General features: G+C 72.2%; 12 protein-coding genes, 1 tRNA gene and 1 riboswitch. Of the genes, 7 read left to right on the forward strand and 6 right to left on the reverse strand.

Translation table 11 applies throughout. The features are described 5' to 3' along the window. The 4 genes from ACLF6P_RS00690 to ACLF6P_RS00705 all read left to right on the forward strand — a co-directional run. A partial coding sequence (locus tag ACLF6P_RS00690) for a CPCC family cysteine-rich protein (RefSeq protein ID WP_415947283.1) occupies nt 1-418 on the forward strand: 418 nt, incomplete at its 5' end. 37 nt (nt 419-455) lie between these two features. After that, nucleotides 456-1,300 (forward strand): IS5 family transposase gene (locus ACLF6P_RS00695; RefSeq protein WP_415947284.1). Its coding sequence is split into 2 segments (ribosomal slippage): nt 456-812 and nt 815-1,300, totalling 843 coding nucleotides; the frame shifts between segments, so codons are not numbered across the junction. A gap of 373 nt (nt 1,301-1,673) precedes the next feature. After that, nucleotides 1,674-1,747, forward strand: a tRNA-Met gene (locus ACLF6P_RS00700). Nucleotides 1,748-2,149: 402 nt separating this feature from the next. Next, nucleotides 2,150-2,315, forward strand: a riboswitch (cyclic di-AMP (ydaO/yuaA leader). An 11-nt stretch (nt 2,316-2,326) separates the two neighbouring features. Beyond that, on the forward strand, nt 2,327-3,385 hold the full coding sequence (locus tag ACLF6P_RS00705; RefSeq protein WP_415947285.1) for a M23 family metallopeptidase: 1,059 nt from the start codon (nt 2,327-2,329) through the stop codon (nt 3,383-3,385). Nucleotides 3,386-3,529: 144 nt separating this feature from the next. Here ACLF6P_RS00705 and ACLF6P_RS00710 read toward each other — a convergent pair whose 3' ends face one another. From ACLF6P_RS00710 to ACLF6P_RS00725, 4 genes are all read right to left on the reverse strand, one after another. Next, nucleotides 3,530-5,074: a PrsW family intramembrane metalloprotease gene (locus ACLF6P_RS00710; RefSeq protein ID WP_415947286.1), complete on the reverse strand. Its 1,545-nt coding sequence runs from the start codon at nt 5,072-5,074 to the stop codon at nt 3,530-3,532. A 148-nt stretch (nt 5,075-5,222) separates the two neighbouring features. Continuing rightward, nucleotides 5,223-6,032, reverse strand: a complete 810-nt coding sequence (gene trmB / locus ACLF6P_RS00715) for a tRNA (guanosine(46)-N7)-methyltransferase TrmB (protein ID WP_415947287.1) — start codon at nt 6,030-6,032, stop codon at nt 5,223-5,225. An 87-nt stretch (nt 6,033-6,119) separates the two neighbouring features. Next, a complete protein-coding gene (gene lhgO / locus ACLF6P_RS00720) occupies nt 6,120-7,382 on the reverse strand; it encodes an L-2-hydroxyglutarate oxidase (protein ID WP_415947288.1) in 1,263 nt (420 codons plus the stop codon). Nucleotides 7,383-7,572: 190 nt separating this feature from the next. Then, nucleotides 7,573-9,021 carry an MFS transporter gene (locus ACLF6P_RS00725; RefSeq protein ID WP_415947289.1) on the reverse strand — a complete coding sequence of 483 codons (1,449 nt, stop codon included), beginning with the start codon at nt 9,019-9,021 and terminating at the stop codon, nt 7,573-7,575. A 686-nt stretch (nt 9,022-9,707) separates the two neighbouring features. On the opposite strand from ACLF6P_RS00725, the gene ACLF6P_RS00730 reads away from it, so the two are divergent. Both ACLF6P_RS00730 and ACLF6P_RS00735 read left to right on the forward strand, forming a co-directional pair. Next, the gene (locus ACLF6P_RS00730) at nt 9,708-11,798 is read left to right on the forward strand and encodes an asparagine synthase-related protein (RefSeq protein ID WP_415947290.1); all 2,091 of its coding nucleotides are present in this window, start codon (nt 9,708-9,710) and stop codon (nt 11,796-11,798) included. Between the two features lie 528 nt (nt 11,799-12,326). Then, nucleotides 12,327-13,580, forward strand: coding sequence for an alanine--tRNA ligase-related protein (locus ACLF6P_RS00735; RefSeq protein ID WP_415947291.1), 1,254 nt, complete (start codon nt 12,327-12,329; stop codon nt 13,578-13,580). A gap of 136 nt (nt 13,581-13,716) precedes the next feature. Here ACLF6P_RS00735 and ACLF6P_RS00740 read toward each other — a convergent pair whose 3' ends face one another. Further along, nucleotides 13,717-15,633, reverse strand: coding sequence for a sigma-70 family RNA polymerase sigma factor (locus ACLF6P_RS00740; RefSeq protein WP_415947292.1), 1,917 nt, complete (start codon nt 15,631-15,633; stop codon nt 13,717-13,719). A 212-nt stretch (nt 15,634-15,845) separates the two neighbouring features. Further along, the gene (locus tag ACLF6P_RS00745; RefSeq protein WP_415947293.1) at nt 15,846-16,724 is read right to left on the reverse strand and encodes a TetR/AcrR family transcriptional regulator; all 879 of its coding nucleotides are present in this window, start codon (nt 16,722-16,724) and stop codon (nt 15,846-15,848) included. Nucleotides 16,725-17,055: 331 nt separating this feature from the next. Here ACLF6P_RS00745 and ACLF6P_RS00750 point away from each other — a divergent pair, with 331 nt between their 5' ends. After that, nucleotides 17,056-18,438, forward strand: a complete 1,383-nt coding sequence (locus ACLF6P_RS00750; RefSeq protein ID WP_415947294.1) for an NAD(P)/FAD-dependent oxidoreductase — start codon at nt 17,056-17,058, stop codon at nt 18,436-18,438. Nucleotides 18,439-18,682: the final 244 nt, after the last annotated feature.

The raw sequence follows: 18,682 nt of genomic DNA on the forward strand, positions 1-18,682 counted from the left end.
GGACCCGGACGACTCATACCCAACTAACGACGAATCTCCGACTCAGGTCACTAGGGCCTTTCGTTTGGATCGTGAAGACAGTGGAACGATGTCAGCCATGGTCTCTGAAGAACCGCTCTCCAGCGCGCCAAGCGACGCCGCTGGCGCCCTCATCGCATGCCCCTGCTGTTTCCAGCGGACCCTGGAGGAGCGGTCCAATTTTGAGATCTGTCCGGAGTGCGGCTGGGAGGACGACGGGCAGGATGACGCGGACGCGCACATCGTGCGGGGTGGGCCCAACGGCATGCTGAGCCTGACGCAGGCACGGCTGGACTATCTGGAGTCAGCAGCCGAGAGACGCGGCGAGTCCACGGCGCGTGGCGGAGAAGGGCTGTGGATGTCGGAAGTACGGCGTCAGATGCCAGACGAGGCTGAATAGGGCCGCGTCCGGGAACGATGCACCTCGTTGTCAGATCATGTCCTTGACCGATGCGCAGTGGGCGCGGATCGAGCCGTTGCTTCCGGACCGCACGCCGAAGCGGGGTGGCCGTTGGCGTGACCATCGTGAGGTGATCGACGCGGTCGCCTACAAGTTCCAGACCGGAACGCAGTGGGTCCACCTGCCGGAGAGGTATGGCAATTGGCAGGGTGTCTACAACCGGCTGCGGATGTGGGCCGTCGACGGCACCTGGGAGCGGGTCTTCATCGCCCTGCTGGCACAGGCCGACGCGGATGAGGAACTCGACTGGGCCGTGTCGGTGGACTCCACGATCGTGCGGGCCCACCAGCACGCGGCCGGAGCCCGCAAAAAGGGGCCCCGGTCGGCGAACCCGACGACCATGCCATCGGCCGCTCCTGCGGCGGACTGACCACGAAAATCCACCTCGCCGCCGATGCCCGCTGTCGGCCTCTGGCGTTCGTTCTCACCGCGGGCCAGGCCGGTGACGCACCTGCTTTCACCGAGGTCATGGCCCGCCTGCGCGTTCCCCGTCGGCGAGGACGGCCCCGCACCAGGCCAGACCTGGTCCTGGCCGACAAGTCGTACTCCTCCCGCGCGATCCGCGAGCACCTCCGCAGGCGCGGCGTCCGGGCAGTGATCCCCGTCCCCGCGGACCAGCGCGGACACTGGCTCCGTCGGGGCAGCCGCGGCGGCAGGCCACCGGCCTTCGACCGAGAGACCTACGAGCGGCGCAACACCGTCGAGCGGTGCATCAACCGCCTGAAACAATGGCGAGGGATCGCCACCCGCTACGAGAAGACGGCCACCATCTACCTGGCCGGACTCCACATCGCGGGCATCTTCCTCTGGTCCACCCACTGATCCAAACGAAACGCCCTAACTCCCTGCGGGCATCACGTCGCCTCGATGAATCGGGCGACGCTCGCCGCCGACGACAGGTCTCCTGAGTCCTGACCGCGAGCATGGCGAAGCGCCTGTACCCGCGGACGCCCTGCTCGGGGTGGTCCGGCTCCTCACGGTCAGGGCGTGCGTCATCTGCCTCCCGGTCCGGCGGGATGTGCCTCGTCCGAGGCCCCGTCGGGCGGCGGGCTCAGGAGGCGGCGAGCGGGGCTCCTGGGCCGTTCCCCCGGCTGAGTCCCGATCCGCAGACCAGGGCCCCGACAGACCCGCGGGGCGGAGAGCGGTGCGTGTGGTCGGAGGTGTCGCTCTGATGGCGTATAGTTGATTTCACCGACGCGGGGTGGAGCAGCTCGGTAGCTCGCTGGGCTCATAACCCAGAGGTCGCAGGTTCAAATCCTGTCCCCGCTACGAGAACGAAGGCCCGGTACGTGAAAGCGTGCCGGGCCTTCGGCATGTCCGGCCCCGTGTGAGGAGTCCGAAATGCGCGCCGGGGTACGTGTAGGGGCTGCGGCAGGGCGCCCGCGGCGCCCACGTCCCTCTCCTCGCGCGGTGCCCACGCCCCCCTCCTCGGCGTCACCCATGGTGACCAACGGGGAGCCCTCCGCATAACAATTGACGAAACGTCAGAAAATCGGCGGGCGTGAGCCCCTTCAACTTGCCTGGAATCTCGCCCGTTTTGGGGCCATGTTGCCCGATAAGTCCAGGCCAAAGCCGCTAACGATCTGTCGGAACGGCTTGGAATCCCGGGCCCGCTTCTATTAACGTTCGATAACGCAGCGCGGTCGTCCCAGCCGTCACAAGAGATGGCTCCGTGCTCACGCGCTTAATCCCGCAAGGGAGCCGGGGAACCACCATCTTGGGGTGAATCGGGCAGGCGGCACCTCTTCCAGGGGTGTACGCAAGGTGTCAACGCCCGTAGGAAACCTTCCTGTTCCGAACCCGTCAGCTAACCCGGTAGGCGAGAAGGAAGGAAAGGAGTCCGCCCCCGTGGCGACCCCCGCAGGCCGTGGCAGCACCTCCGAGTCCCCGTATTTCGCGGACGGGACCCAGGAGTTCAGGTTCGAGGACCAGCCTTTCGAGGAGTGGAACCCGACCGAGGAGTCCATCCGTCCGGTACGCGGCCGGCACCGCGTCGCCAAGCAGCGCGGCGGACTCGCCCGCAGCTCCACCGTGCTCGGCGTCGGCGTCATCGCCGCCGTGGGCGCGGGCGGTATCGCGAGCGCGAAGGACAGGCCGCCGGTACCGATCTCCATGCCGGACCTCGGTGAGCAGGCCAAGAAGCTCCCCGTCGTCGGCGACCTGATAGCCGACGACGCCGCATCCGAGGCCCCCGAGCAGGCCACCGTCGCCCAGGCCGCCGGGGCCACTCAGCCCCTGGCCGTCGACGGCTCCGGCTCGCAGGACGAGGCCGCCACCGACGCCGGTGAGGCCCTGCGCGCCCGCATCCTGGAGCAGGCACAGAACCAGGAGAACGAGGCGGAGGCCGCCGAGCAGGCCGCCGCAGAGCAGGCAGCGGCAGAGAAGGCCGCGAAGGAAGCGGCCGAGCAGAAGGAAGCCGCCGAGAAGGAAGCGGCGGAGGTCAAGCGCAAGGCGGAGGAGGAGGCCAGGCGCAAGGCCGAGGCGGAGCGCCTCGCCAAGCTCGCCGCGAGCTACTCGCTCCCCACCTCCTCGTACACGATCACCTCGACCTTCGGGCAGGCCGGCTCGATGTGGGCCTCCGGCTCGCACACGGGCCTGGACTTCGCCGCCCCGAGCGGCACCCCGATCAAGTCCGTGCACACGGGCACCGTCAAGGAGGCCGGCTGGTCCGGCTCGTACGGCTACCGCACCGTCGTCGAGCTCGAGGACGGTACGGAGCTGGCGTACAACCACCAGTCGTCCATCGGTGTCAGCGTCGGCCAGAAGGTCACGACCGGCGATGTCATCGGCCGCGTGGGCTCCACCGGCAACTCCACCGGTCCGCACCTGCACTTCGAGGTCGAGACCGCGGGCGGCTCGCTCATCGACCCGATGGCCTGGCTGCAGAGCAAGGGCCTCAACCCCTGATCAGGCCCGCAGCGCGCACGCTCTGATCACTCCCGAACCCCGGCAGTCCTGACGGCAACCCCCCGACGTCAGGGCTGCCGGTTTTGGCATGTGCAGGTGCATGTGTATGGGCATGTGCATGGGCGGGTGTGGGAGTGCTCTCGGTTACGTGTGCAGGCCCCGGTAGCCCGCGGGTGGCGCGTACGGCGGCGGGGCATGCGGGCTCGGGGCCTGCGGGTGCGGGGTCTGCGGGTTCGGCGCGTACGGTCCCGGGGCGTGCGAGCCGCCCGGGGCCGTCGGCCCGCCGGGCCCCGGCTGGACCGGGATGCGCGGCGGGTACGGAATGGCCGAGGTGTGCGGCGGGGGCTGCATGCCCGGTGCGTACGGCATGGGACGCATCGGCGGCAGGTACGGGGCCGGGGCGAGGACCGGGCCGTACGGGTTGGCCCAGGGCGTGGGCGGCTGCGGGAAAGCCGGTGCCGTGACGCGGGCCGCGTGGTCGAGGGCCGGGCGCGCCACCTCACGCCGGTACCAGAGCGCCTGCAGCAGCTCCGCCTCCCGTGCGACGAAATCGGCGCCCGCACGGCCGCTTCGGCCCCGGTGCCGCAGGAAGGCCAGGGCGGTGGCGAGCGAGATGTACTCGCGGACCGCACGCGCCGCCTCCGGCCCGCCGGCCTTGCCGTAGCTCTGCTTCGGGAACCTGCGCGCCTGGCGGCGGGCGCGCAGCGTGCCGAGTACGTACGGCTCGGGGACGGTGAGCCAGCCGGCCGCGACGTAGGCGGGCAGCTCCTCGCGTACGGTGCGCAGCTCGCGCTGGCGGCTGTGGATCGTCAGCCAGGTCAGCAGGCCGAACGCGGGAACCATGAAGCCGAGGTAGACGGCGAAGAAGCCGAGGCCGCCGAAGACGGCGGAACCGTTCCAGGCGGCGTGCATGCCCATCGCGAGCAGCAGCCCGCCGAGCGGGAACAGGACACGGCGTACGCGCTGGCGGTCGGCGGCGAGGGCGGCGAAGCCGAAACCGATGCCGGTCAGGACCGTGAACAGCGGGTGGGCGAAGGGCGACATCACGATGCGGACGAAGAAGGTCGCCGTGGTGACGGAGGCGAAGCCGATACCGGTGGTGCCGTAGGTCTCGTCGGTGCCGTAGGCGTTGCCGAGATAGAGGATGTTCTCGGTGAAGGCGAAGCCGGTGGCGGTGATGCCGGCGACCACCACGCCGTCGACGAGCCCCTTGAAATCGCGCCTGCGGAACAGGAAGAGCAGCAGGATCGCCGCCGCCTTGACCGTCTCCTCGACGACCGGGGCGACCACGGTGGCGCCGAGGGTGTCGGCGCTCGACGGGTCGGCGGTACGGGTGGCTATCCAGTGGGTCGCGAAGGAGTTCGCGATGATCGCTATCAGGGCCGAGGCGCAGGCACCCCAGGCGAAGGCGAAGAGGAGGTTCCGCCAGGGGGCCGGTTCGACCCGGCCCAGCCAGCGGAAGGCGGCTATCAGGAGCGGTACGGGGAACACCGCGAGGCCCAGGCCGACGAGGAAGCCCTCGGTGCCGGTCTCCTTGCGGACCAGTTCGAGGATCACCAGGCCGGACAGGGCGAGCAGGGTGATCAGCGCGCCCGCCTTCACAGCGCGGCGCTGCCACCAGTGCGCGGGCCCGATGAGACCTGCCGTCGGGTTGGGCGGTGCGTGCGGAGGCTGAGGCGGAGCGTTCACCCCCTGACCCTAACGATCGTGCAGGGGCGGACGCGACGGATTCTTTTCCGTGGAGCCGTTTTCCGTGGAGCCGCCGTCCGCGGAGCCGCGTTCCGTGGAGCCGCTGTCCGCGAAGCGGCCTTCCGTGGAGCGCCGCCTCCTGCGGGAGCTATCTCCGCAGGAAGATCAGGTCGTGGACCACATGGTCCTTGTCGAGGCCCTTGCCCTCGAAGCGGGTCAGCGGGCGGAATGCGGGGCGTGGGGTGTAGCCGCCGTCGGGCTGCGAGTTCGTGAAGTCCGGGTGGGCTTCGAGGACCTCCAGCATCTGCTCCGCGTAGTCCACCCAGTCCGTGGCGCAGTGGATGAAGGCGCCCGGCCTCAGGCGGGAGGCGGCGAGGGTGAGGAACTCCGGCTGGATGATGCGGCGCTTGTGGTGGCGCTTCTTCGGCCACGGGTCCGGGAAGTACACGCGCAGGCCGTCGAGGGAATCGGGGCGGAGCATCTCGGTGAGCAGGATGACCGCGTCGCCGTTGGCCACGCGGACGTTGTCGAGTCCGCCTGCCTCCGCGAGACCGAGGAGGTTGCCCTGGCCGGGGGTGTGGACGTCCACGGCGAGGATGCCGGTGTCCGGGTCGTCCGCGGCCATCTGGGCGGTGGCCTCGCCCATGCCGAAACCGATCTCCAGGACGGCCGGGCGGCCCCCGAACATCTCGTTCAGATCGAGGCGCTGCCTGCCGTCGATCTCGATGCCCCACTTCGGCCACAGCCGACGCAGGGCCTCGCCCTGGCTGGTGGTGACGCGGCTGCGGCGGGGCTGGAAGCTGCGGATCCTGCGGTCGAAGTGCGAGCCGGCCGGATCCGGGCTCGGGCCCTCGCCCTCGGCGAAGCGCCGGTTCTTCTCCGCGCGTGCGGCGGAGGCGGCGGCGCGGGTTTCGTCGTCGTACGGGTCGGGCGCGGGGGTTCTGGTTTCCTCGGACACAGTGAGGTGATTCTACGGAGGGTCGGGTGCGGGTGCGTCCGGGCTGGTCCTGGCTGGGCCTGGCTGGGCTGAGCTGGGCCCACGCCTTCAAGCGCCGGACGGGCCGAGGCCGGCCAGAACCCGACGTGCCACCTCCCGCCCGATCGGCAACGAAGCCGTCGCCGCAGGGGACGGTGCGTTCAGGACGTGGACCGTGCGGGGGCCTTCCACGAAGAGGAAGTCGTCCGCCAGCGTGCCGTCGCGCAGGACCGCCTGGGCGCGGACGCCCGCCGCCGCCGGGCGGAGATCGGCGGCCGTCACGGCGGGGAGCAGGCGGCGCACCGCCCGCGTGAAGGCCGGTTTCGAGAGCGAGCGGTGGAGTTCCCCGGCGCCGTAGCGCCAGTGGGCCCGGGCGATCTGCCAGGAGCCCGGCCAGGCAAGCGTCGCGGCCAGCTCGCGCGGGCGGATCACCGACCAGCCGTAGCCCTCCCGCGCGAGCGCCGGGACGGCGTTGGGTCCGACGTGCACCCCGCCGTCGATCCCGCGCGTCAGGTGCACCCCGAGGAACGGGAACGCGGGATCCGGCACCGGGTACACGAGCCCGCGCACCAGCTCGGGCCGGGCCAGGTCGTAGTACTCGCCGCGGAACGGCACGATCCGCATGCCGGGATCGTCCCCCGCGAGCCGCGCGATCTCGTCGCAGTGCAGCCCGGCGCAGTTCACCAGAGCCCGCCCGCGTACGACCGTCCCGTCCGCCGTCCGTACGGCCACACCCCGGTCGGCCCGCCGGTCCACCCGGGTGACCTCGGCCCCGTAACGGATCTCGGCGCCCGCGTCCCGTACGAGCGAGGCCAGCTGCCCGGCCACCGCGCCGAAATCGCAGATCCCGGTCGTGGCCACATGGATGCCGGCGAGCCCGCGAACCTCCGGTTCGAACTCGGTGATCTGGCTGGGGCCCAGCTCCCGCACCGGAATCCCGTTCTCCCGGCCGCGCTGCACCAGCGCGTGCAGCCGCGGCAGCTCCTCGCGCTCGGTGGCGACGATCAGCTTGCCGCCGACGGCGTGCGGGATGCCGTGCTCGGTGCAGAACTTCACCATCTCGGCCGCGCCCTCGACGGCGAACCGCGCCTTGAGCGAGCCGGGGCGGTAGTAGATCCCGCTGTGGATCACGCCGCTGTTGCGGCCCGTCTGGTGCCGCGCCGGGCCCGGTTCCTTCTCCAGGACCATGACCCGTATCCCCGGCCGCGCGCGCGTCAGCGCATACGCCGTCGACAGACCGACGATGCCCCCGCCGACGACGAGCACCTCACAGTCGTACGCCACCGGAGCACCGCCCGCCGACGCGCTCTCCCCTGGGCCGCGCACAGCCACGCACCTCACCTCCCGAGTCCCACCCCGATAGTGCACTGCGCCACTGACAACGCGTTCAAACCCGTGATCCGGCTCACGCCCGCGCCGCCGCCCCCCCCCAAAGCCGACCGGACGCCCCTTCCGAGCCGACCGGCAGCCTCCCCCCGAGCCGACCGGCAGCCTCTCCGAGCCGACCGGCCGCCCCCCTCACCTACGCCGGAGCCATCAGCAACGGCCGAGCCCGTTCCCGCAGCTCGATCACCCGTGGCTCGTTCCCGTGTGCTTCGAGCCGGTGCAGCAGGTCCCGTACGTACTCCGTCGTGCGGGCGGACGAGATGCGTCCCGCGACCTCCACGGCCCGCAGCCCCTGCGCGCAGCACGCGTCCAGATTGCCCGATTCCAGCTCGGCGACCGCGCTCACCACCAGGCGAAGACCGTGCGAGCGGACGAATTCCTCGGTCGGTTTCGACAGCGCCTGTTCGGTGAAGCGCCGCACCTGCCGGGGTGCCTTGAGGTCCCGGTAGCACTCGGCGGCATCGGCGGCGAACCGGTCGTAGGAGTAGAAGCCGAGCCAGGACGGGTCGTGATCGCCCTCGCGCGAGCGCTCGAGCCAGCCTTCGGCGGACTTCAGGGCGCCGCCCGCGGCGGAGGCGTCCCCGGCGCGGGCCTGGGCGCGTGCCTCGACGAGGTGGAAGAAGCTCATGGTGCGGGCGGTGGCCAGGCCCCGGTTGCGTTCGAGCGCGGCCTGCGCGAGGTCGACGCCCTCGTCGCCGAAGCCGCGGTAGGTGGCCTGCAGGGACATGGAGGCGAGCACATAGCCGCCGAGCGGCACGTCGGCGGCGGCGCGCGCGAGGCGCAGCGCCTGGATGTAGTAGCGCTGGGCGGCCTCCTGCTGGCCGGTGTCGAAGGCCATCCAGCCCGCGAGACGGGTCAGCTCGGCCGTCGCGCCGAACAGTGCGCGCCCCACTTCGTCCGAGTACGTCCCGAGCAGCAGCGGCGCGGCCTCCACCCGCAAGCACTCCGGCACCATCGACGAACGCCAGTCGCCGCCCCCGTACTTGGAGTCCCAGCGGCGCGCGTCGTGCGCGGCCTCGCGCAGCTTCACCACGTCGCTGTGGCCGACACGCAGCGGCTTCTCGCCGGCCGGCGCGGACTCCGCGACCTGCCGGGCGGCCTGTTCGGCCGTGCGCTCCACGGAACTGTCGGCGGGCGTTATCAGCCACCGGGACGCGGGAGTTGCGTAGGCGCTGACGGCGAAGGAGCCGGCGAGCGACTGCCATATCCCGCCGCTCGCGCCTCTGCGGCCGACGAGGTCGAGCCGGTACAGCTCGGTGGCCGATTTCACCGCCGCGCCGATGTCGCGCGGGAAGGAGAGGCCCACTTCGGGGGCGGGGTCGGCGTCCGCGAGGCCGATCTCGTGCAGCGGGACCGGGCGGCCGAGTTTCTGGCCGATGGCCGCGGCGATCAGGTGCGGCGCCGCGCCCTGCGGAACCATGCCCTTGGAGACCCAGCGGGCCACCGAGGTCTTGTCGTAACGAAGGGTCAGACCCCGTTGTGAACCGAGGTCGTTGACCCGGCGGGCCAGGCCCGCATTGCTGATTCCCGCGAGGGCGAGAACGGTGCCGAGTTTCTCGTTCGGCCCGCGTTGCTCCCTGGACATGCGCACCCCTCGACCGACACAGACGGCTGCCGGGGGTACTGGCATACCCGCTCGGCATTCGTAAACCCAGCGTAGTTCCCCGGATTCCAAGCGTTAAGGGGCGGTGTTCCGGATGGCGAGAAACCTGTCTGTACAGAAGTGCGGGTCTTCTGCGGTGTGCTCCCGGCGTGTGGCCGTGCGCCCGTCCGTGCGCTCTTCACCGGCGGAAGGGGGAGCGCTTCCATGGCGATGCGTGGGTCGGCCCGCCATGCGCTGGCAATGGTGGGCTGGGGGACGCCGCCGCCTACATCCCCGCGGGCGGCGGACCGGTCCGGGAGGCCGCGTGTGCCTCCCGGATCGCGCGCGGTTCCCGCGCGGTTCCGTCCTGCACCGAACGCGCGCGAAATGGCCGAATCCGGCCACTGGTCGAGACGCCGTACGGGGCCCCGCGAGGCAGCCGTACGACCACCCGGCACGACCCGCGGTCGCGGCACGACCTGCGGCACGACCTGCGGCACGACCCGCGGTACGGCATCGCCGTACGAGCCGATGAGTCGTACGGGAGCACGGCGGCGCGAACCGGCGCGCCCGCCTCCCCTTCCTTCGCGCCTCCTTCGCGACTCCTTCATGGCAGCATGGTCCCAACTGGCCCGGACGCACCAGTTCTTGGCCGGTCGGCCCTGTTGTCCACAGGCTGTGGAGGCGCGATGCGGTGGTTGGTGGGGTGGAGCAGTACCACTGCGAAGGCGTCCGGGCCGCTGGGCGCGGGCAGCGAGAGCGGCGAGACCGTGCACCCTGTGGGATCCCAGCTCCTGTGGGGCGACCCGGACCCGCTGTGGGCGGTGGGGGACTGGCGCCCCGACGAGGTGCGTGTGGTCAGGGCCGACGAACGGACCCGTATCGCCGTCCTCGGCACCTGCGCGGCCAGCGACGAACAACTGCGCGTCGGCCTGTTCGCGGCGCGCGGCGGCGCACTGCGGCATCTGACCGCATGGCCCGGCAGTTACACGGCGGTCGTCCAGGTCGGCCGCCGCATCACCATCACCGGTGATCTCGCGGGCGCACGGCCGGTGTTCCACACGCCCTGGGCCTCCGGCACCGCGTACGCCACCGCCGCCCTGCCGCTCGCCGACCTCATCGAGGCGCACCTCGACATCGGCCACCTCGCGGCGCTGCTCGCCTGCCCCGACGTGCCCGAGGCGCTCCAGGACTCCACCCCCTACCAGGGCGTACGGCGCATCCCGCCCGGCCATGCGCTGATCCTGCGCGACGGCGCACGCGAGATCGCCGGATACGAGACGGTCGCCTCGCTCGCCGTCGCCGCCCCCGAACAGGACGCGCGCCGCGCGGTGGACGGCGTACGGGAAACCCTGGTCGAGGCGGTACGGGCCCGGCTGTCCGCGCCCCGCCACGTACCCGACATCGACCCCGGGCCCGTCCCCGGCATGGGGCCCCACGAACGCCGCGCCGCCCGGATGCCCGTGCCCGGCATCGGCGCCGACCTGTCCGGCGGCCCCGCCTCCGGCACCCTCGCGCTGCTCGCCGCCGGGCTGCCCGGCATCCCCGGCACGGTGCTCGGGCACGGCACCGGCGCGGGCGAGCGGCTGCTCGCGGTTACCTTCAACGACCTGACGGACCGCCAGGAGGAGGAACTCGGCCGCGCGGGCGCCCTCGCCACCAACCCGCGCCTGCACCACCTCGTCGTCCCCGCCACCGAAGAAGCCCTGCCCTATGCCGACCTGGCCGGACCGCTCACCGACGAACCGGCGCCGTCCCTGGTCACGGCCGCCCGCCACCGCCTGCGCCTGGCCTCGGGCAGCGCCGACCACCTCACCGGGTACGGCGCCCGCCAGGTCCTCGACGCCCACCCGGCCCGCCTCGCCGACCTTCTGATGGACCGTCGCCGACGCCATCTCGTACGTCCCGTCGCCGCGTTGGCGCGCACCGAGGGCTCGATGAGCTCGGTGCTCGTCCCCGCCAAGGTGTACGGGGCCGCCCGTCGGCTCGCCCGTACCTCGTACCGCTTGGGCCTGGAGGAGGCGGCGCTGCGGCTGCGCTCCGGCATCGTGGACGAGCCCGGGGGGCCCGTCGGGGCCTCGCTCGCCGCGCTGACCTGGGTGCGGCCCGGTCCGGCCGCACGCTTTCTGACCGGGGAGGCGCTCGCTGAAGTATCGGTTCGCCTGGAGCGCTCGGCGACCCGCCCCGTCACCGGCCCCGGCCGGCACCCGGGCGAACTGCGGGCCCGCGCCGCCCTCGCGCGGCAGGCCGCGGACCTGCGCATCCTCGAACAGGCCGCGGAGGTCCGCTTCCAGCGGCTGCACGCGCCCTTCCTCGACAACGAGGTCGTACGGGCCTGCCGGGCCCTGCCGGACTCCCTGCGCATCCAGCCCGGCGCACGCGCGGCCGTCCTGCGCACCGTCCTCGAAGCCACCGGCGTCACGGACCTCCCGACCGGCTGGGGCGCGCCCTCCCACGCGAGCTCCGCGACGGCGCAGAAGCTCGGGCTGCGCGCCGCGGTCGAGCCGCTGATGGACCTCTTCGCGGCTCCGCTGCTCGCGCAGGCGGGCCTTGTGGAGGCCCGCGTCGTCCGCAAGGCGCTGCGCGCGGCGGCCCAGGGCGGGAACGTCCCGCCGGACGGCCTCGCCGACCTCATCTCCACGGAACTGTGGCTGCAACGGCTGCTCGCCCGCCGCGGCACCTGCTGGACGGGCACCCCGGCCCGCACCCGCGCGGTCCCGACGGGCATCAGGCCACAGCGCGGCGAACTCGGCAGGCCCGCAAGCCCTTCGGGGGTCTGAGGACGAGCGCGTTCAGGGCGACGGGGGCCGGGGCGGGCCCTGGTCAGCCCCCGGTCAGCCTCAGCGGCGGCTTCGCCACCGCTGGACCCGCACAAAGGCCAGGCTCAGGAGAAACCCGGCCACGTTCAGGATCACGAACGCCACGACGATCTGAATCGCGATATCCATGCGCACCCCCGGAGCGAGAGTACTGGGCGTACGGCTGCCGGGGAGGGGGCTCGGCGTACTCGGCCCGCGGGCCCGGCGTACCAGGACCGCAGCGCCCCGGCGTACCGGGCCCGCGGAAAACCCCCGTGCCCTCCCGCCCCGTCTGTTGCTACCGTGCGGCCATGGAGATCACCCGCACGCAGACCCACACCGCAACCGCGCGAGCGCCCCGCTCGCCGGTTGCCGCCGCCTGATCTTCCTCAGCTCCCACCCCGCCGGCGACCGGAAACGGATCGTCGGCTTTGTCGTGCCGTACGTGCTGTACGCGAAGACGCCCGCGGTCCTTTCCGGTCACCCGGCCCACCCCGGAAAGGCCCAGCCATGCGTACCCAGACCCGCACCCAGACCCGCACCCAGCCCCAGCCCCAGACCCACACCCCGCCCACCACCGAGCAGGTCGTCGACACCTTCACCCGCTTCTTCCAGGAGCGCGGCCACCGCCCGGTCACCGGCAGCACCCTGCTGCCCCCGCCCGGCGATCAGGTCCTGTTCACGACCTCGGGCATGCATCCCCTCACCCCGTACCTCGAAGGTGAACCGCACCCGCTCGGCCGCCGGCTCACCAACGTCCAGCGCTGCCTGCGCACCACCGACCTCGACGAGGTCGGCGACTCCACCCATCTCACCGTCTTCCAGATGCTCGGCTCCTGGTCGCTGGGCGACTACGACGGCCCGCAGAGCCTGCGCTGGGGATACGAGCTGCTGCACGAGGGCTTCGGCATCCCGCGCGACCGCTTCCACGTCACCGTCTTCGGCGGCGACGAGCAGGTGGGACGCGGCCAGGTCGGCCTCGACCACGAATCCCTCGATACGTGGCGGGAACTCGGCCTCCCCGTGGAGCTCACCGAGGGCGAGGAGAACTGGTGGTCCAACGGCCCGACCGGCCCCTGCGGACCGGACTCGGAGATGTTCGTCTGGACCGGCGGCGACGACACCCCGCCCCAGGGCACCCCGACCACCGACGACCGCTGGGTCGAGGTCTGGAACCACGTGACGATGCGCTACCGGCGCCACGGGGACGGCGGCCTCACCCCGCTCGACCAGCAGAACATCGACACCGGGATGGGCCTCGAACGCCTCGTCATGTTCCTGCAGGGCGTCGACTCGGTCCACGGGACCGACCTCTTCGAGCCCTGGCGCCGCCTCGTCCCCGGCCTGTGGAACCTGGACGACGAGCACAGCCTCCGCCTCGTCACCGACCACCTGCGCTCACTGATCGTGACCCACGGCGACGGCGTCCGCCCCTCCCACACCGGCCGCGGCTACGTCCCGCGCCGCCTGATCCGCCGCACCCTCACCACGCTCTGGCGCGAGGACCCCGAGCGCAGCCTCGGCGACCTGCCGCGCGAACTCGTGGAACACACCCAGTCCCACTTCCGCCTGCCGCCCGAGCCCGGCCCCGTACTCACGATGCTGTACGAGGAGGAGTCCCGTTACCGCCGCCTCCTGGACCGCGGCCGCACCGTCCTCTCCCGCTACCGGGACCGGCCCCTGACGGAGGACGACTACCACTACCTGCACGACACCCACGGCCTGCCGCGGGACCTCGTCCAGGGGCTCCTGGACGAGGACTAGAGGAGAGGACTGGAGGGGAACTGGAGAGGAGGGCTGGGGGAGGACCACAGGGCCGGAGGATCAGGGCCGGAGGACCACAAGGCCGGAGGACCACAGGGCCGGTAGGACCCACTGGGCCGCAGTGCCGAAAGGCCCGTCAGCGGCAGCTGATCCGCGACTGGGCCCAGTCCGCCAGCGCCACCGAGTCGAAGGCGGATCCGGAGTCCGGCTCCACCACGAGCCGCAACGTCTTCCGGCCCGTCAGGTCCACGTGCACGGGCACCGCGGGATCACCGCCGCGCACCACGCCGGACCGCCACAGCCGCTCCCCGTCCGCGTACACGGAGAACCGCACCGCACCGAGCCCCATGGTGAGGTCGTCCACGCCGGCATACGCGTCGTAGGCCGTGCACTCGCGGTTGAGGTCGATCACGACCGAGGAGTACGCGTGCACCGTCACACCGTGCGAATAGCGCTGGCCTGCGATGCCGAGGCCCTGGCGCTGCCACATCCAGCTCGACTCCCCGAGCCGTACCTCCGGCTGGGTTCCGTCGCCGAAGACGCCGTACTGCAGCTCCCGGATCTCGTACGCCTCGGGGGCCGGCTCGGGCTGCGGCGGAGGCGGTGGCGTCGGGGTGGGGGTCGGCGTGGGGGTGGGCTTGGGCGGCGGAGGCTTCGGGGTGGGCGTCGGTGTCGGTGTGGGGGTGGGTGTCGGGGTCGGGTCCGGTGCGACGACCGGGAGTGTGGGCGGCGGGGGCGGGGGCGGCTCGGGCTCCGGCTTCTGCGGCTCCACCGGCTGCGAGACAGGCGGCGGCTTGGGCTTCGGCTCGGCCTCGGGCTTCGCGTCGTCGCCCGCGAGTGCCAGGGCGAGGCCGACGCCCGCCGCGACCACCACGGCCGCCGCGATGCCGGCCTTCGCGGGCGCGCCGAGGCCTTCACCGGCCGCCGCGCCGCCCGCGGCCGCACCCCCGGAGCCCGTGGCGGCCGCGGCCGCCCCCGCTCCGGCGGCGCCTGCCGCGCCGCCGCCGATGAGCCCGGCCAGCTTCGCCGAGTAGGCGGTGGCACCGAACCAGCCGATGACCGCGACCGGCACGAGGGAAGGGATCCCGCTGCCGAGTTCCTTGATCTGGCCCGCGGCCAGCCGGCACTTGGCGCATTCCTCCATGTGCTTGCGCAGACCCCGCTCGGCCCGGGTCCGCAGCCGCCCGCGCGCATAGGCGCCGAGGCGGTCGGCATAGCGCGCACACTCGTCGTCGTCCGCGAGCGAGACGCTCACATGCGCCTGGAGGTACGCCTGCTTGAGTCCCTCGCGGGCCCGGCTGGCGAGCTGCGCGGTGGTGTTGGTGGAGGTGTGTCCGAACAGCGGGGCGACCGCGCTCAGCGGATCGTCCTCGACCTCGGTGTGCCAGAGCACGGCCTGCCACTCCTCGGAGAGGCTGCGGAAGGCCTGCATGACCATGGACCGCTCGGCCTCGTGCATCGCGAGCACATCGGCGCCGAGGTCGAGGGTGTCGTCGTCGGAGACCTCGGAGGAGCGCTGGGTCTGCGCCGCGAACACCGCGAAGTCCTCGACCAGTTGCTCCCGCTTCGCGGTCTTCGTCCAGTTCGCGGCGACGCGTCGTACGCTCGTGAGCAGATACGCCCGTACGGCGTGCTCGGGGCCCGAACCGCCGCGCACGGCCTGCAGCATGCGGGCGAAGACCTCGGAGGTGAGGTCGTCGGCGGTGTGCGCGTCACGGCAGCACGTACGGGAGTAGCGGCGCACCGCCTCCGCGTGGCGGCGGTACAGCTCCTCGTACGCGGTGTCGTCGCCGGAGCGCATCGCGCGGATCAGGCCCGCGTCCGAGACGGGCGGTTCGCCGCCGGCCAGCAGATCGTCGGCGAGCGAGGAGCCCGCCGCCTCCCGCTGCGCGGGCACACCGGGCTCGGCCGCCTCCGCCGCATCGGCGGCAGCGGCGGCCGGTGTGGTCACCTCGGAGGGTCCGCCCTGGCTCGGCACCTGTCGCGCGGGCAACTCGCCGTCCGCCGGACCGTTTCCTTGGGTGAACGGCTCTTCCCGCCCGTCAACGCTCATCGCGCGAAGCCCCCGCATGCACACTCGGCCTACAACACCGGCCAAGACTGCCACACGAGGCAGCGCGGACGAGCCCCGATTCACATCAACCACTCATCCGGGGTGAGTGCCGGTGACGTGTCACCGGCTTCACTCGTGCGAGTGATCCTGGAGCGGGGGCTCGACGCGCGTGCCTCCGGTCACCGGCCGGGCGGCGAGCGTAACCCCGTCGGCTACCGGCCGGGCCGCGAGCGCAGCCCCTCGAGCAGGATGTCGAGCAGCCGCGCCGAAGCCGCCGCCTGCTGGGCCGCGTCCGGCAGCGAGGGCGCCGAGGTCGCGATCACGAGCAGGACGTCGGAGACGGTCACATCGGCGCGCAGCTCACCGGCCGCCCGGGCCCGCTCCACGAGCCGCCCGACGACCTCGAGCAGCGCGGCCGCCCCGTCGTCCGCCATCGCGTCGGCGGGTATCCCGCGCTGTTCGACGAGCCGCAGCTCGGGACCCGGGGCGTCAGGGGCCTCGGCCCCCGCCTGCCGCTGATGCGGCACCCGGGCGCCCTCGAACTCACCGTCCGTACCCGCCTCGTCGGCCACCCCGACCCGCAGCACCTGTGGCGGCAGCAGCCGCCCGGCGCCCGAGGCGACCGAGGTGCGCAGGAAACGGGACAGCGCCGACCACGGCTCTTCCTCCTGGCCGAGTGCGGTCCGCGCCTGGTCGGTCAGCCGGGCGGTCTCCTCCTCGGCGATCCTGCGGACAAGCACGTCCTTGCTCGGGAACCGCCGGTACACGGTCCCGACCCCGACGCGCGCCCGCCGCGCCACGTCCTCCATCGGCGCGCCGTACCCCAGTTCGCCGAAGACCTCGCGCGCCGCGCGCAGCACATGTTCCAGATTGCGCTGCGCGTCGACTCTGAGCGGCGTCGTACGGCCGCCGTCGCCGCCACGCCGCAGCGCTCCGTCGCCCGTCACGGAAGCCGAGGCTCCCGAAGGCGCAGCTCCCGAAGCCGAGGCCCCCGAAGGCGCAGCCCCCGATGCCGAGGCTCCCGCGGCGGATGTGGCAGAAGAGGGGGCGGATGCCGAAACAGCGCCCCAATGAGAATCACGAATATGCATACCGTTCCCCCGGTAATGACGTCTCCCCCCGGAGACTCCCCGCCTTGTCGGTCCGGCGCGCGGGCATCCCGGCGCCACACAGACCTTCACACGAACATAGTTGAGCCGGAGTCAATTCAGAAGGGCCCGTTCCGCACGGAGCCACCCCCCGATCGGAGTACGCGCCGATCCGTCCCCCTTCATCCCGAGTCGTCGGCCCCTCCGGTTTGCCGCTGACCTGCGGATTCAGTCGTCCCGTACCCGGCCGGCCGGCGCGCGGGCCCCGCCGGCCGCGGTCACACACCCTGCCGCGCCTGTGGACAAACGCGGGACGCGGGTGCCTCATGGGAAGGTGACGGCTGATTCCCGCGGGACCGCACCCGCCCCCCAAACGCGCGTACTCGTCGTCGGCGGCGGCTATGTCGGCCTGTACACCGCGCTGCGGCTGCAGAAGAAGCTCGCGCGCGAGCTGAAGGCGGGCACGACGGAAATCGTGGTGCTCACGCCCGAGCCGTATATGACGTACCAGCCCTTCCTGCCGGAGGCGGCCGCGGGCTCCATCTCGCCGCGCCATGTCGTCGTCCCGCTGCGCCGGGTCCTCAAGCACTGCCGGATCGTCATCGGCGAGGCCGAGTCGATCGTGCACGCCAAGCGCACCGTCACCCTCAGCACCCTCGCCACCGAGGAGGAGGGCACCGGGCCCGTCGAGCTCTCCTACGACGAACTGGTCCTCGCCCCCGGCTCCGTCTCGCGCACCCTCCCCGTCCCCGGGCTCGCCGACCACGGGATCGGCTTCAAGACCGTCGAAGAGGCCATCGGACTGCGCAACCACGTCATCGAGCAGATGGACATCGCCTCCGCGACCCGCGACCCGGACGTCCGCACCGCCGCGCTGACCTTCGTCTTCGTCGGCGGAGGCTACGCGGGGGTGGAGGCGCTCGGCGAACTGGAGGACATGGCGCGCTATGCCGCGCGCTACTACCACAACGTGAGCGCCGAGGACATGAAGTGGATCCTCGTCGAGGCCTCCGACCGGATCCTGCCGGAGGTCGGCCCGGAGATGGGCGGGTACACCGTCCGCGAACTGCGCCGGCGCAATATCGAGGTACGTCTGCGCACCCGCCTCGAATCCTGCGAGGACCGGGTCGCGGTGCTCGACGACGGTTCCCGCTTCCCGACCCGTACCCTCGTATGGACGGCGGGCGTCAAACCGCACCCCGTCCTCGCCGCCAGCGACCTCCCGCTGAACGAACGCGGCCGCCTCAGGTGCACCGCCGAACTCAGGGTGGACGGCGCCGAGAACGCGTGGGCGGCCGGGGACGCGGCGGCCGTACCGGACATCACCGCCGAGGAGGCGGGCAGGGAATGCGCCCCCAACGCACAGCACGCGGTCCGGCAGGCCAAGGCGCTCGGCGACAACATCGTGGCCGCGCTGCGGGGGCGGCAGGACACGAAGTACGCGCACTCATACGCCGGTTCGGTGGCCTCGCTCGGTCTGCACAAAGGCGTCGCGCACGTCTACGGGCGCAAACTCAAGGGCTACCCTGCGTGGTTCATGCACCGCGTCTACCACCTCAGCAGGGTCCCGACCTTCAACCGGAAGGCCCGGGTCCTGGCCGAGTGGACGCTGTCGGGCCTGTTCAAACGCGAGATCGTCTCCCTCGGCTCGCTGGAGCACCCGCGCGCGGAATTCGAACTCGCGGCCGGGGGCAAACCCCCGAAGGAGTCGTCCTGACCGGATCGAGGAACCCGGTCCCCGAGCCCGGCGTCTGACCGATGTCAGTCCGGTCGGACAGACTTGACCCGCCACGACCGCACTGCCCACCCACCCCCTCACAGCCACGACTCCCTGCCACGACCGTACGGCCGCACGACCACACAACCCCGAAACACCGCTGCTCGCCCCCGAAGCACGACCGCACGACCCCCGAAGCACGACCGCACGACCCCCGAAGCACGACCGCACGACCCCCGAAGCA

It is taken from the genome of Streptomyces lothianensis (assembly GCF_047779955.1).
In the GTDB taxonomy this organism is placed as follows: domain Bacteria; phylum Actinomycetota; class Actinomycetes; order Streptomycetales; family Streptomycetaceae; genus Streptomyces.